This window comes from Hymenobacter sp. BT559 (assembly GCF_016427535.1).
GTDB lineage: Bacteria > Bacteroidota > Bacteroidia > Cytophagales > Hymenobacteraceae > Hymenobacter.
Genome location: NZ_JAELXV010000002.1, coordinates 590421 through 604033 on the forward strand (window position 1 = coordinate 590421; position 13613 = coordinate 604033).

Below are 13613 nucleotides of genomic sequence, written 5' to 3' on the forward strand. Positions count from 1 at the left end.
AACAATGACCTAGGTGCTACCTAGGCACCTCCACACTCTGTACTATCGCCTTCACCACGTCATCGGGCGTGCCGCCTTCCATTTCGCGCTCGGGCGTGAGCATGATGCGGTGGCGCAGCACCGGCGCGGCCAGCGTTTGCACGTCTTCGGGCGTCACGAAGTCGCGGCCGCGCAGGGCGGCCAGCGCCTTGGCACCATTGAGTAGGGCCAGGCTAGCGCGGGGCGAGGCGCCTAGGTACAGCGCTTTGTGCGCGCGGGTTTGGCCCACGATTTTGGCAATGTATTCCAGTACGTTAGCCTCTACGCGCTGCTGGCCTACTTGCTGGCGTAGGGCGGCTAGGTCTTGCGCCGAGAGCACGGGCTTTACCTTCTCCAAGGGCGTGCCGCCAAAGCCACTGTGGTGGCCTTGCAATATCTGCACTTCTTCGGCCAGCGTAGGATAGCCTACGTTTAGCTTAAACAGAAAGCGGTCGAGCTGGGCCTCGGGCAGGCGGTAAGTACCTTCTTGCTCCACAGGGTTTTGGGTGGCCAGCACCACAAAGGGAGTGGCCATGTGGTGCGCAGTGCCATCTTGGGTCACGGTGCGCTCCTCCATCACCTCAAACAAGGCCGACTGCGTCTTGGCGGGCGCGCGGTTGATTTCGTCAATCAGGACTACGCTGGCGAAAATGGGGCCGGGTCGAAATTCAAAATCGCCCTGTGTGGGACGGAAAATACTGGTACCCAGCACGTCGGCGGGCATCAGGTCGGGGGTGAACTGAATGCGGCTGAATGGCACGGCCAGCGTGCGCGCCAGTAGCTTAGCCGTGAGAGTTTTGGCTACGCCCGGTACGCCTTCCAGCAACACGTGGCCATCGGCGAGCAGCGCTACTAGCAGCAACTCCAGCAGGTCTTGCTGCCCCACAATAACTTGCCCAATTTGCTGGCGCACGGCCTCTACCTGGCCGGTCAGTGCCGAGAGGTCGGTACGTGGGGCAAAGCCCGTAGCCGCCGCATCAGTGGGCGCCCCCGAGGCGAAGGCTGATGCTGGCTCAGCGTCCTGAGCAGCTGAGGGAGTAGGTTCGTTGAGAGGTTGGGGGTCCATAAGAAAATAAGTTGTAAGCTAGCGTAGCTTCGCAGCAGCGGTTAACGGGATGATACTGCAGGCTGCTTGGTAAAGTGAAATAGTTGACTAGTATTGCGAGTCAAATTGCCTTTTACAATGGCGTCTTAGGGCTGTTAAACACATTTTATTGAAATAGTTATAAATTGGAAAAAGACAATTTTAATGCTAAGTGCAAAATGTAATTCTACTGCGATTCGCGCTTAAAATCATGAATGGCGCGGCTCAAGATAAGCAGCTCGCGGTCGGTGACGGCAGGCGCGGTGCGGGCAAAGTTGATGAGGCGAATCAGCTCGTCGATGCGTGACCTAGGCACGCCAGCCTTTTGGCTCAGGCGTTCGCGAAAAGCCTCATCGCCTAGGTCAGGTGTGGGCTCGTGAAAGCGGGTGCGCAGGTAATCCAGAAACAGAGCGGTCTTCTTCTCGGCAATCTGGGCGTGGTTGCGCCCCTGCTGGTACAGGCCCGCCACGGTGCGCGTAAAGAGCAGCGTCGTATTGGGCAGGGGTTTGAGCGTGGGGATAATGCGCTGCCGGCGCCGCGCCTCCACCAGCACGAATAAAAGTCCGGTCACCAGCAGCAGGTAGTAGGCTGTGCGCAAGGCCGGGTGCGCCATAACCACCCGGAGCGTCGATTGCTCGCCGAGGCGGCCCTGCTTCTGGTATTCGTCCCACCAGGCGGGGCGGCCAGCGGGCAGGTAGGAGAGGGCCGCAAACGCAAAATCGGCCGCGCGGGGCCGCAGCACCCAGTAGTTGCCAAAGGTTAGGGGCACTGAGCACAGGTAGAAGTGCCCGCGCCCGTGGTCGAGGCGCACCAGCACGGGCCGCCCGCGCTCGTCGGCCGCGAGGGTAGCGCCCCGGTGCGGCCGCCGCTTGCTAAGGGCCAGCCGGTAGCCCGCCGCCTCCGGCTTAAAGTAGAACTCGGCCCTAGGTAGCCCCGGTCGGCCCCGCAGCAGGTGCACGCCTACCGAGTCGGTGCGAGGTGTGGCCAGCTGCCGGGTAGTATCGGCCTCGTAGGCTCGGAAGCCTAGGGTATCGGCTAGAAAGCCCTGGCGCTCGGGGCCAAAGTCTTCGGCTGCAATAAAGACATCGTGGCCCGCCGCCACGAAGCGCAGCAGCGCGGCCGTTTCGAGGCGCGTAGCCGAAAAGCCTTGGTTGATAAAAAGGTAACTAGCCCGCGTGGCTACCAGCGGCGTCATGGCGGCTTCTGTTTCGGCGGCGGCCTGGTCGTTGGCTTCGTCTTGGGCTGCATCGGTCGCCGCCGTATCGGTTTCGGACTCGTCGGTGGCCGAATCTGGGGTGAAGGTGACGTTGGTGGGGCGGCCGTGGCGCGCGTCGGGCTCCTCGGTGCCCAGCAGCTGGTTGTAGATGGGGAGGCGCACACTCGCCACCGAATCGGTACCTAGCACCTGCGGCAGTGCATCATACACCACGTAGGTGCCATACGGAATCTTATCCTTGTTGCTGAGCGTGGGCGACCAGTCGAGCGGCTTGGGGCGGTAGTACTCCAGCGCCACGTAGCCCCCAAACAAGAGCAGCAACCCAAGCAGATACCAGCGAAAAGTAGTCAAGGCAGCGGTGAGCTAGAAGATGAATAAAAGCAAGGGCTATTTGCCAAGCAGCTCTTGGTAAATGGCTAGGTAGTCGGCCGCCGCCTGCGCCCAGCTGAATTGTGCGGCCTGCGCCTGTGCTTGGGCCGCGCGGGCCGGCGAGTGCTGCGCCAAGCCTGCGGCCAGCGTCTGCCGCATGGTGTCCGGCGAGAAGTCATCAAAATAATAAGCTGCCGCGCCGCCTACTTCGGGCAGCGACGTGAGGCGGCTCAGAAACACGGGCTTGCCCAGCTGCATGGCCTCTACTACCGGCAAGCCAAAGCCCTCGGCCAGCGAGGGCTGCAAGTAAGCCAGGCAGTGCTGGTAGTACCAGGTTTTGTCGTCCTCGCTGATGCGCGTAAGAATGTGCACCCGGTCGGCCACGCCAGCCTGCTCGGCCGCCTCCTTGATGAGTTGCACGTAGTCGCTATCAGCAAAGCTACCGGCAACAAGCAATTCGTAATCATTGCCTTGTAGTAGCGCGGGTAGCACGTGCCAGTTCTTCTTGCTGTTGATGGTACCTAGGCCAAAGAGAAACGGCCCCCGCGGCGTGTAGGCAGGCGCGTGGCCGGCCGGTAGCGGGGCCAGCGCCTCTACACCGCGGCGCACGTAGCGCAGGGGCTTGCTAGGCGAGTAGCCCAGTAGGTCGGCGTGGCGCAAAATGTCCTGGCGCACGTAGTCCGAAATCGTCACGAGATAGTCGGCTCGCTTGATGTTGCGGCGCACCATCGCCAGCTGTCGGCTGTAGGTGCGCTCATCGGGGTTTTCGTGCAAAAAATTGAGGTCGTGCACCGTGAGTACCACCTTGGTAAAGGGGCTGGTGGGCACGTACCAGCTGAGCTGCGAAGTGGCGTGCCACAGCCGGTAGGTGTAGCTGGGCGGGTTGAAGTACTTATGGAAGCTGCGCTGCGTGAGGTAGTGCACGCCCCGGCGCCCGAGCCCGCCCACCTCGGCGGGCGGCACGTAGCAAAAGAGGCGGTAGCGGTAGTTCTGGCGAATCAACTCGTGGGCCAGCGGCACCACAAAGTGGCTGAAGCCACTGTTGCGGTCCTTTAGCGGCTCACAGTCAAGAATAATGCGGGGAAGCGGCATAACAAAAGGATGGTGCCCGAAAGCACTCTAGGCGAGGTGTGCAGCCCGCCCAGCGCCGCTGAGCTGCTGCCCAAACTGGCGCTGGCTTTCGCGCACCTGTTGGTAAAGCGCCGCCGACACGGGCAACTCGCCATACCAAGCGTACTCAAACTGCCGGGTGAGCTCGGCAAAAGCGGGGCGGGCGGTGGGCTGGCTGGCGGCCAGCTCGCGCAGGTAGGCTTGGTTGGTTTTGTCGGGCTGCCAGGCAATAAAATCGCGGTCAGTAAGCTGCTTGAGCAACTGCAGATAACCTAGGCGCACGGCCAGGCGGAGGTTGCCGGCCGCCTCGGCCTGCGCCAGAGCGTCGGCAAAGTTCAGCTCGTGGATGTTCTCCTGGCCTGTTTCGTAGGCCAGCGGCAGCGCACGCGGCGCGCGGCCAAACACCTTGGTGAGGTCGACTTGCAGCAGCTTGAGCACGGCAAAAAGGAGCGTGGCGCCCATCAGGCCGTAAAAAATAATATCCCAGGCCACGCGGCCGCCCTTGGTATTGAACACCGGCGCCAACCAGCGCCACAGCCACGCCATCAGGCGCGCTAAAAAGCCAGCCCCCTCGGGCGCACCCGTGCCCTCCACATATTGCAGCTCGCGCTGGCCTCGCAATTCGCGCAGGCGCTCGGCGGCCGGGCGGCGTATGGGCGCCTGCGCCGTGGCATCGGCGGGTAGGGGAGGGGCACTGGCTGTATCGGCCAAGGCACGCCACTGGCGGGGCGGGCGCGGGGCACCTAGGGCGGGTGCGGCTAGCAGCCACCCCAGCAGCAACAGCAGCCCTAGGTGGCCCCAAGGCCCTTGCACGCGGCCCAAGCGCTTAGTATTCGCCTTCCTCATCGGGCTGGTAGTGGCTAGACTGGGCCGTGGGTACCGCCTGCGGCTGCCCAAGCTCGTGTACAAGCAGGCGCAAGCCCACGCCTTCTTTTTGCTCGGCCAGGTTGAAATACTGAAAGGACACGGTCAGCAGCGAAATGGTATAGGTGAAGATGATGCCCACTGCGTAGATGCACTGCGCCAGCACGCCCAGCAGGTCGGAGTTGAGCCCCAGCACGTGCAGCATTTTGCCAAACATCACGCCGTACTGCGGCAGAATGAACACCACAGATAGCGCCGATTGAATGATGGCCACCACGATAAGGAGGCCAAAAGTGGCCCACCAGCGGCCCTTAATAAGCTGAAAGCACCTCCCCAGCGTACCGGCCACCGAGTTGTCTTCGAGCCACAGCACCGGGAAAAACAAGCTAAGTACCACCGCCAGGTATACTATCAACGCCATCACCAGTGGAACGCCCAGCACTGCGCCAGCGGCCGAGTTACCAATACCAGCCAGCACCCCTACCAGCATCATGGCCCCAAACCCCACTACCATATAGCCGGCCCCTACCAGCACGATAACCAGTAGCATGCGCCCCATGCGGGCCTTAAGCTCGGCCCCCACGGCGGCGGGCGTCACGGGCTGGTTGGCGGGCAGGTGCAGGCGGGCGCGGAGGTAGCCAAATACGGTGCCCGTGAGCACTAGAAAAGCCAGCAGGCCCCCCACAAACCCCAGGGCCATGCCCCCAAAGCTGACTGCGCCAAGCGGGGAAGTACTGCGCGTGCCCACGGTAGAGTGCCAGCCGCTTTGCTTGGTGGCCATGGCACTGCCCATTTGGTCGAACATCGAGTTGGTGAAGAAGCCCAGTCCAATGCCCATGAGCAAGGCGAAGGGCAGCACGAAGTATACCAAGCACTTGCCTAGGGGGCGCCAGTGCGCGCCTATGAATTCAAACGTAGCCGAAATTTTGGCGCCAAAATCGCGCTCTTTCCAGAAGTCGGCAGGCGTGGTAAACGTGTTTTTCATTGATAGCTAATTGAATAAAAGGAAGTAGGAAAAGCTAAACCAGTGCTGCCCGCCGCTGCACCCAGCGTGGGTAAATACCAAAATACCAAATGATAAAAGCCGCCGACCCGCCAATGATGCTGATGCTGAGGGCTACGGGCATCTCGGTGTGACGCGTCACGAAGCTTTCCAAGAAAGCGGCTACCACAATGATAGGGGCCAGTCCAAGCGCCAGCTTCACGGCGTCGCGGGCGGCGCGGGCCAGCGACTCGCGCCGCGAGTAGGTGCCCGGAAACAGCACGCCCCCGCCTAGGATGAACCCGGCGCCGCCGGCCAGCACGATGCTCGGAATTTCGAGCGTGCCGTGTATCCAAATAGTCAGCAGCGAGGGCACGAATACGTGCTCTTGGTAAAAAAAATACTGGAAGGCGCCCAGCATTACCCCATTGACAAACAGCGAGTACACGGTGCCCACGCCCAGCGTGAGGCCCAGGGCGAAGGTGCGCAGCGCCACGTAGAGGTTATTGGCCGCGATGCCCATAAACATCACCGACGAGCCAGTTGACTTGTAAATAGCCATTGGGTCGCCTTTACGAACGTTAGCCAGCGTCTGGTTCACGTACTCGTCGCCCACCACCACGCGCAGAAAGTTCTCGTCGTAGGCCGCCGACAGCGCCCCTACGGCCACAAACAGCACAAATAAACCCACCGCCCAGGCCAGCGCCCGCCAGTGGCGCGCCACCACCAGGGGCACTTCCAGGGCCCAGAAGCGACCTAGGCGATGCTGCTGCTCGGGCTGGTTTTTGTAGAGCGACTGGTGCACCTTGCCGGCCAGGGTGTTGAGGTAGGCTGTGGTGGGCGAAGCTGGGTAGAAGGTCTGGGCGTAGGCCAAGTCATCGGTGAGGCTGATGAAGCGGGCCGCCAGCTCGTCGGGGCTGCTCGGCGGCTGCGACTCGTACTGCTGCCAGCGAGCCTGGTTTTGACGCAAAAAAGCGGCTTCGCGCATAAATCGGCAAGGATTAGGCCTTAAAGGTAGGCAGCGCTGGGTAGGGAGTGCGAGCGCTCGGCGTATTTTTCGGGCCGGTTTATTTCTAGCAGCTTTATGGCCACCATCCGCGTCCATACAACCCAAAACGTCACCCTCGAATATGAGGTCGGTAGCCTTGGCAATCGCATCGTGGCGGCCATTCTCGACAGCTTCATTCTCATTGCCTACGCTGCCGCTGTATTTGGCTTAGCGGTTTGGTTAGGCGTTAGCCAACTGGGCGTGTACAACCCCCTGATGTGGCTGGTCGGCCTGCTCATTGGCATTCCCTACGTTTTTTATAACCTAGGCTGCGAAGTACTATTCAACGGCCAGAGCCTGGGCAAAAAGGCCATGCAGCTGCGCGTAATACGTCTCGACGGCACCGCGCCGCGCCTCGGCGACTACTTCTTGCGCTGGCTGCTGCGCATTGTCGATACCAGCTTGCCCGGGGTGGGCGGGCTGGTGGCCATCATCACTATTGCGGCCAATGGCAAAGGGCAGCGCCTAGGCGACATCGCGGCCGGCACCACCGTCATCAGCCTCAAGCCGCGGGCCGAGGCTCTCGCTACGCTGGCCACGCCGCCCCCGCCCGAGGACTACGAGCCAGTGTTTCCGCAGGCCGCCGACCTCAGCGACCACGATGTGGCGCTGCTGCGCCAGCTACTGAGCCGCAGCCTGCAGCAAGAAAACTACGTGCTGCTCAACGAAACCGCCACCAAAATAAAGGAGCTGCTGCATGTGCAGACCGACCTGCCCGACGAAGCTTTTCTGCGCACCGTGCTGCGCGACCACGCACACCTGTCCTCCACCACGTAAAAACGATACCTAGGGCTTAGCAAGTAAGCTGCGCCATCCTTATCGCCGCTCAATGCCTACTGCTGTAACAGTGACAGCATCCGTAAATGGCCCTGAAAGTGGAGCTGCCGCCTGGGTGTGCGTCTTTTTATATTCATCGAGGCTGCGGGCAGTGGCCATTTCAAAGTGCACTCGCAAATAAAAGCGGGCTGCCCTGGCTTGCCCTAAGTAAATAGCCGGAATCCAACGGCTAGGCAGCTGCTGCAGCACGCGCCATACCTCTTGGTCGCAGCCTGCTGATAGGCTACTTAGTACGGTATAATCGCTAGTGCTTCCATCGGGCTGCACCACGTAAGAAATTAAAACATCTCCCTGCCGTTGTTGCTGCAATGCCGTGGCGGGGTAGCGAAGTCCCTTGCTCAACTCTTGGCGGCGGGCGGCACGGCTGCCCAACAAGCCGGGAGACCGGGTTGGGTGCACCAGTTGCCATGTATCGTTGATGCGCAGTTCATAGCGGGCTGTATCAGACCGGCGGTAGCTGATGCGGCTCGAATCGTAGTTCATGCGCAGCTCAAGCTGGCCCGTCTCATCCAGATAGTCCCAAATACCCGTTGGCTGCCCTTTAGTGAGGGTGCCGCGTTCAAACTTGTTAACAACGTTTGTGGTTTGCCCAAACGATAATATGCTGACTAGTAACAGGGAAAGTGTTGTGGTGTAATATCTCATTGATATAGTGCGTGCTAATAAAAAGGGTAGGCTGTAAAAGTACAGCCTACCCTATCTACCACTATCTCAGTTAAGATGCTAACCCTACCCCGCGGCCACAGCCTTGCGGCGGCTGGGCTTGGTGGCGGGCTGGCGCTCCTCGCCCTGAGCCAGCAGTTCGTCGTCGCGCTCGGTTTTCTTGGGTATCCAGCTCAGGCCATACAGGTCCTTGCGGCGGTCGCGCAGGTTGCGCACGGCACCGCTGGTGTTTAGGTCTTTGAGCAAGTCGAGGTCGAGGTCGGCGATGAGCGTCATCTCCGTGTTTGGCGTGGCCTCGGCCACGATGGCATCGTGCGGGAAGGCAAAGTCGGAGGGGCTGAACACCGCCGACTGCGAGTACTGGATGTCCATGTTTTCGACCCTAGGCAGGTTGCCCACCGAGCCCGTGATGGCCACGTAGCACTCGTTTTCAATGGCGCGGGCCTGGGCGCAGATGCGCACGCGCTGGTAAGCATTCTTAGTATCGGTCCAGAAGGGTACGAACAGGATTTTCATACCCTCGTCGCTCAGAATGCGGCTCAGCTCGGGGAACTCCACATCGTAGCAAACCAGAATTCCAATTTTGCCAAAGTCGGTATCGAAGCACTTGATTTTGTCGCCGCCGCGCATGCCCCAGTAGCTGGCCTCGTCGGGCGTCACATGCAGCTTGTACTGCTCGTCTACGGTGCCGTCGCGGCGGCACAAGTAGCTCACGTTGTAGAGCTTGCCATCTTCATACACGGGCATCGAGCCCGCGATTACGTTGATGTTATAGCTCACGGCCAGCTCCATCATGCGCACCTTGATGGGCTCGGTGAAGGCTGCCATGCCCCGAATGGCCGCCGAAGCTGCCGTTTCGTTGGTGAGCGCCATCATAGGCGCGTTGAAGAACTCCGGAAACAGTACGCAGTCAGCCTTGTAGCCACTCACGGTATCTACAAAGAACTCAATTTGCTGGAAGAAGTCCTCCAGGCTTTTGGTAGCGCGCATCTGCCACTGCACAATGCCGATGCGCACGTTCGACTTCGGGTTGCCGATGAGCTTGTCAAATTCCTCATCGTAGTACACATTAATCCACTCCAGTAGCGTAGCATAAGCCTTCGATTCTGAGTCGTAAGGCAAGTAGCCGCGAATGATTTTGCGGACGTAGAACTCGTTGGCCAGCTGAAACGTGAGGATGGGGTCGGTGAGCTCTTTGTTGCGCACCATGTCCACGTAGTTGGCGGGTGTCATCTCATTGGCGTAGGCAGCGTAGCCAGGAATACGGCCGCCGGCCACCATGGCGCGCAGGTTCAGGTTTTCGCACAGTTCCTTGCGCGCGTCATAGAGGCGCCGACCTAGGCGCAGGCTGCGGTACTCGGGGTCTACAAACACATCGACGCCGTATAGCGTGTCGCCCTCAGCATCATGGGTGTCAAACTTGCCATTGCCCGTAATCTTGGCGTAGGTATGCTTGTCGCCAAACTTGCTGTAGTCCACAATGATAGCCAGCGCAGCGGCCACTACCTGGCCATTGTCCTCAATGCAAATCTGCCCCTCCGGAAACTTGCGTAGCAGCGCAGTGTACTCGTCTTGCGACCAGGCGCCCTCCATATTGGAGTACACCTTTTCCATAATGGCCTTGATGGCCTTAAAGTCGTTACGGCGCAGTTGGCGCAGCACCAGCTTGTGGGCTGGCACGGCGGTCGGGGTCAGGCGCTCATCAATAGCGGCCGTGGCCGGACCCAGCTTATTACCTTTTTTGTGATGCGTGCCGCCGGGCGCGGCCTTGCCGTTGGTATCGGAAGAAGTAGCCATAGAGTAACTAAAAAATGCAGCAGTAAAAAACCTGCCTGATAGTATGTCAGCTTTTTATGAAGTGCTGGTTGCCTGGCTGGCAGCCGGCAACTAAAAGTCTAGCTAGGTCAAAAATATTTCTGAAAAAGCCCGCCGCCGAAGGCCAACGGGCTTTATAACAGCTAAACGAGCCGATAGGTGCAGAAGGTTACCCACGCCCTAGGTAGCCCTGGCCGGGCACTGGGCTGGTAAAGGCTACCTAGGGCCACGCGCTCGGCAAGTACTAGCGCTTCATGCCCAGCATACGATTCGTCAAGTACTTGCGCACGGGCTCATCGTACAGTTTCAGGCACAGGTAAGCCAGCAGGATAGAGCCGACCACGAGTGCAGAAGCACCGGGTAAGGACTGCTCAAAGGTGAGGTTGTTGTTTTTAACCCAGGCGTAGTACCAGTAAATGAAGGGGTAGTGCACCATGTACAGGGGGTACGAGATGTCACCCAAGAACTTGCACACGCGGGTCGTTGCGCTGTCGGTAGTCTGGCCGGAAGCACCTAGGTAAACCAGCAGCGGAAAAAAGACGACGCAGCAAAGCGTATCGTATAGGCCGTTCAGCCAGAGGTGCTCAGTGCCCCCCACGCGAGGAGTGGCGGCCAGCGCAACGAGTGCTAGGCCGCCCAGCCAAAAGGCGCCTTTTACCCGGATGGGCACAAACACGCGCGACAGCAGCAAGCCGGCCGAAAACGAAAAGAGCAGCCGCAAAAAGCCGCCGAGCATGTTGTCTGGGGTGAGGGCAAAGCCGACGCAGACATCGCCATAGGGCCCCCAGATGGCAAACGCGGCCAAGCCGCAGCCGGCCGCCAGTACCACGCCAGCTAGGGCTTTGGTAGGAAGCTTGCGAAGAAGAAGCGCGTACAGAATGGTGCCGATGTACTCGAAAAGCAACGACCAACTGGGACCATTGAGGGGGAACATCTCACCAACGCCCCGCACCTCAAAGCTGGGCGCGGCCGGAAACAGGCCTGCATTCAGCAAGGTGGCTACCAGCAACCTAGGGGCCGATACTTTAGAAACGTCCCAGGCGACGCAGCCTTGCAAGTAAAAGATGCTGGCGCCGATGATGGCCCCCAGCACTACCATGGGGTGCAGGCGAATAAACCGACGTTTGAGAAATGACTTGATGGTAAGGGTGTTCCACCGGTCGTCGTAGGCATAGCCCACGACGAAGCCCGATAGGATAAAGAAAAAATCGACGGCTAAGTACCCGTGGTTGATGCGCTGGTCTACGTGGCTGGTGGCGTAGGCTTCGAACAAGTGAAAGCACACCACCGTGATGGCCGCTACGCCGCGCAGGCCATCCAGGATGGCGTAGTGCGGCTTGGTGTCGGTGAAGGTGGCCGAAGCCTGAGTTGCCGGAGCGGCTATTGGGTGTGTCATAAGGCAGTGGGGCCAGCGCATGGCGCACGCATGCTAAGCACTTGCGCCGAGCCCAGGCTGCAAGGTACAGCGTGACTCGGCGCAAGTGCCCGGCCTAACCCGGGGCGAAGAATTGGCCCGCTGCTTGGTTGCGGCTACCCGGCGCGCGGCTACACGCCGTGCATCTCGGGCACCTCGCCGTCGGGCACCGGCACTACCAGCCGGCCCGCCGTGGCGGCCCGAATCTGGTCTACACTGATGCCGGGTGCCCGCTCGCGCAGCACAAAGCCATCGGGCGTCACGTCGAGCACGGCTAGCTCGGTCACTATCTTCTTTACGCACCGTAGGCCCGTGAGGGGCAGTGTGCAACTGGGCAGCAGCTTGCTGCTGCCGTCGCGGGCCACGTGCTGCATGGCCACGATAATGTTCTTGGCCGAGGCCACGAGGTCCATGGCGCCGCCCATGCCCTTCACCAGCTTGCCCGGAATCTTCCAGTTGGCGATATCGCCGCGCTCGCTCACCTCCATGGCCCCTAGGATGGTCAGGTCCACGTGCTCGCCGCGAATCATGCCAAACGAGTCGGCCGACGAAAACAGGCTGGAGCCCGGCAGCGTGGTCACGGTCTGCTTGCCGGCGTTAATGAGGTCCGCATCTACTTGGTTTTCGGTAGGGAAGGGGCCCATGCCCAGCAGGCCATTCTCGCTTTGCAGCTCTACGTTGATGCCCGCCGGAATGTAGTTGGCCACCAGCGTCGGAATGCCGATGCCTAGGTTGACGTAGGAGTTGTTAGGCACTTCCTGCGCGATGCGCCGCGCAATGCCGTGTTTATCTAAGGGCATGGGTGGGAGGGAGAAGAAAGAGAATTAAAATCGGCTCTCATGCAAAGCGTAGCGCGGCATGACGACCGTGAACAGAAGTAGTTATTTGGTCGCCTGCCGCTTAGCTAAGGCGGCATACACGGCCTTGCGAAAGCGCGGTACCATGTCGGGCGTATTGTTGTGTGGGAATTTCTGGGTGTAGAGCAGCACCACTAGGTGCTCCTTGGGGTCTACCCAGTATTCAGTGCCGAAGGCGCCGCCCCACTCGTAGCTGCCCACCGACTGCCCGGTTTGGGCTGCGCCAGCGGGTGTTACGATGCTAAAGCCCAGCCCAAACTTGTTGACGCCCTGATTGACATCGCCAATCTGGTTTTGCGTCATCAGGGCCACGGTGCTGGGTTTCAGCAGGCGCTGGCCGTTGTAGGCGCCGCCGTTCAGCATCATTTGCAAGAACACGGCGTAGTCGTCGATGGTAGACGACAGGCCCCCGCCGCCCGAGAAGTAGGTGCCCGCCTGGTTCGGAAAATCGGGCCGCAGCCCCAGCATGCCAGTGGTGGGCATGGGCACGGTGCGCCCCTGGTACTCGGTGTAGAGCGGCACGAGGCGGCTGTGCCGGTCGGCGGGCAGGTAGAAGTAAGTGTCGCGCATGCCCAGCGGGTCAAACACGTGGGCGCGCAGGTACTGGTCGAGCGGCTGTCCGCTCAGCACTTCTATCAAGCGGCCCAACACGTCTACGCTCAAGCCATAAGTAAAGCGTTCGCCGGGCTGGTTGAACAGCGGCAGCTTGCCCAACTTGTCGATGGCAGGCCCTAGGGTGCCCGCCGGCGAGCCTACCCCGCTCGGAATGCCCGCCTTGGCATAAATGGCCCGCGCCTCGGGCGTGCCAATCACCGCGTAGCCAATGCCCGAGGTGTGGCTCAGCAGCTGCCGAATGGTAATCTCGCTACGGGCTGGCACCGTGGTGTAGCTCGAATCCTTGGGGTTGAAGGTGGCCAGCACCCGCGGGTGGGCGAAGGTGGGCAGGTACTTCGAGATGGGGTCATCGAGCTGAAACTTGCCTTGGTCGTAGAGCTGCATCAGCCCCACGCTCGTGATGGCCTTAGTTTGCGAGGCAATCCGCTCAATGGCATCGGGGCGCAGTGGCGTTTTAGCGGCCACGTCGCTGTAGCCTAAGGCCTTGCGATACACTACTTGCCCGTCGCGAGCTACCAGGGCAATCACGCCCGGCACGCGCCCGTCACTCACGTAGCCCTGGAGCAGTGCGTCGATAGCCTGCAGCTTCTCGGCGCTTACGCCCGCCGCCGCAGGGGGGGGCGCGTGCAGCACGGCCGGCTTAGCCAGCTGCGCATAGGCCCTAGGTGCTCCTAGCAGCGCCAAGCCTAGCAGTAGTCCTCTCATCATGGTCAAAGCAAAA

At 60.6% G+C, this 13613-nt stretch carries 12 protein-coding genes; 1 reads left to right on the forward strand and 11 read right to left on the reverse strand.

Features of this window, described 5'->3' with window-relative positions:
• Nucleotides 1-16: 16 nt before the first annotated feature.
• The 6 genes from JAO77_RS09045 to JAO77_RS09070 form a co-directional block, all read right to left on the reverse strand.
• The gene (locus JAO77_RS09045; RefSeq protein WP_198989994.1) at nt 17-1084 is read right to left on the reverse strand and encodes an AAA family ATPase; all 1068 of its coding nucleotides are present in this window, start codon (nt 1082-1084) and stop codon (nt 17-19) included.
• Nucleotides 1085-1289: 205 nt separating this feature from the next.
• Nucleotides 1290-2669 (reverse strand): DUF4350 domain-containing protein, encoded by a 1380-nt coding sequence (locus JAO77_RS09050; protein WP_198989995.1) that lies wholly within the window; start codon nt 2667-2669, stop codon nt 1290-1292.
• 36 nt (nt 2670-2705) lie between these two features.
• Complete coding sequence (locus JAO77_RS09055; protein WP_198989996.1) at nt 2706-3779, reverse strand: glycosyltransferase family 4 protein; 1074 nt, start codon at nt 3777-3779, stop codon at nt 2706-2708.
• A 27-nt stretch (nt 3780-3806) separates the two neighbouring features.
• Nucleotides 3807-4610 (reverse strand): DUF4129 domain-containing protein, encoded by an 804-nt coding sequence (locus JAO77_RS24520; RefSeq protein WP_198989997.1) that lies wholly within the window; start codon nt 4608-4610, stop codon nt 3807-3809.
• A 13-nt stretch (nt 4611-4623) separates the two neighbouring features.
• Nucleotides 4624-5646: a hypothetical protein gene (locus JAO77_RS09065; protein ID WP_198989998.1), complete on the reverse strand. Its 1023-nt coding sequence runs from the start codon at nt 5644-5646 to the stop codon at nt 4624-4626.
• A 34-nt stretch (nt 5647-5680) separates the two neighbouring features.
• On the reverse strand, nt 5681-6631 hold the full coding sequence (locus JAO77_RS09070) for a stage II sporulation protein M (protein ID WP_198989999.1): 951 nt from the start codon (nt 6629-6631) through the stop codon (nt 5681-5683).
• A 96-nt stretch (nt 6632-6727) separates the two neighbouring features.
• Between JAO77_RS09070 and JAO77_RS09075 the strand changes: the two genes are divergently transcribed.
• Nucleotides 6728-7468 carry an RDD family protein gene (locus JAO77_RS09075; protein ID WP_198990000.1) on the forward strand — a complete coding sequence of 247 codons (741 nt, stop codon included), beginning with the start codon at nt 6728-6730 and terminating at the stop codon, nt 7466-7468.
• 39 nt (nt 7469-7507) lie between these two features.
• On the opposite strand, the gene JAO77_RS09080 is transcribed toward JAO77_RS09075, so the two are convergent.
• From JAO77_RS09080 to JAO77_RS09100, 5 genes are all read right to left on the reverse strand, one after another.
• Nucleotides 7508-8173 carry an energy transducer TonB gene (locus tag JAO77_RS09080; protein WP_198990001.1) on the reverse strand — a complete coding sequence of 222 codons (666 nt, stop codon included), beginning with the start codon at nt 8171-8173 and terminating at the stop codon, nt 7508-7510.
• Between the two features lie 84 nt (nt 8174-8257).
• A complete protein-coding gene (locus JAO77_RS09085) occupies nt 8258-9805 on the reverse strand; it encodes a carbon-nitrogen hydrolase family protein (RefSeq protein WP_235998371.1) in 1548 nt (515 codons plus the stop codon).
• Nucleotides 9806-10250: 445 nt separating this feature from the next.
• Nucleotides 10251-11402 carry an acyltransferase family protein gene (locus JAO77_RS09090; protein ID WP_198990003.1) on the reverse strand — a complete coding sequence of 384 codons (1152 nt, stop codon included), beginning with the start codon at nt 11400-11402 and terminating at the stop codon, nt 10251-10253.
• 149 nt (nt 11403-11551) lie between these two features.
• Nucleotides 11552-12220 (reverse strand): 3-oxoacid CoA-transferase subunit B, encoded by a 669-nt coding sequence (locus tag JAO77_RS09095; RefSeq protein WP_198990004.1) that lies wholly within the window; start codon nt 12218-12220, stop codon nt 11552-11554.
• A gap of 81 nt (nt 12221-12301) precedes the next feature.
• On the reverse strand, nt 12302-13600 hold the full coding sequence (locus JAO77_RS09100) for a serine hydrolase domain-containing protein (RefSeq protein WP_198990005.1): 1299 nt from the start codon (nt 13598-13600) through the stop codon (nt 12302-12304).
• Nucleotides 13601-13613: the final 13 nt, after the last annotated feature.

Bases quoted from the DNA above. Each gene is read 5' to 3' on its own strand.
- JAO77_RS09045 (WP_198989994.1), bottom strand. From the start codon at position 1,084: ATGGACCCCCAACCTCTCAACGAACCTACTCCCTCAGCTGCTCAGGAC.
- JAO77_RS09055 (WP_198989996.1), bottom strand. From the start codon at position 3,779: ATGCCGCTTCCCCGCATTATTCTTGACTGTGAGCCGCTAAAGGACCGC.
- JAO77_RS09065 (WP_198989998.1), bottom strand. From the start codon at position 5,646: ATGAAAAACACGTTTACCACGCCTGCCGACTTCTGGAAAGAGCGCGAT.
- JAO77_RS09070 (WP_198989999.1), bottom strand. From the start codon at position 6,631: ATGCGCGAAGCCGCTTTTTTGCGTCAAAACCAGGCTCGCTGGCAGCAG.
- JAO77_RS09075 (WP_198990000.1), top strand. From the start codon at position 6,728: ATGGCCACCATCCGCGTCCATACAACCCAAAACGTCACCCTCGAATAT.
- JAO77_RS09080 (WP_198990001.1), bottom strand. From the start codon at position 8,173: ATGAGATATTACACCACAACACTTTCCCTGTTACTAGTCAGCATATTA.
- JAO77_RS09085 (WP_235998371.1), bottom strand. From the start codon at position 9,805: ATGGAAAAGGTGTACTCCAATATGGAGGGCGCCTGGTCGCAAGACGAG.
- JAO77_RS09090 (WP_198990003.1), bottom strand. From the start codon at position 11,402: ATGACACACCCAATAGCCGCTCCGGCAACTCAGGCTTCGGCCACCTTC.
- JAO77_RS09095 (WP_198990004.1), bottom strand. From the start codon at position 12,220: ATGCCCTTAGATAAACACGGCATTGCGCGGCGCATCGCGCAGGAAGTG.
- JAO77_RS09100 (WP_198990005.1), bottom strand. From the start codon at position 13,600: ATGATGAGAGGACTACTGCTAGGCTTGGCGCTGCTAGGAGCACCTAGG.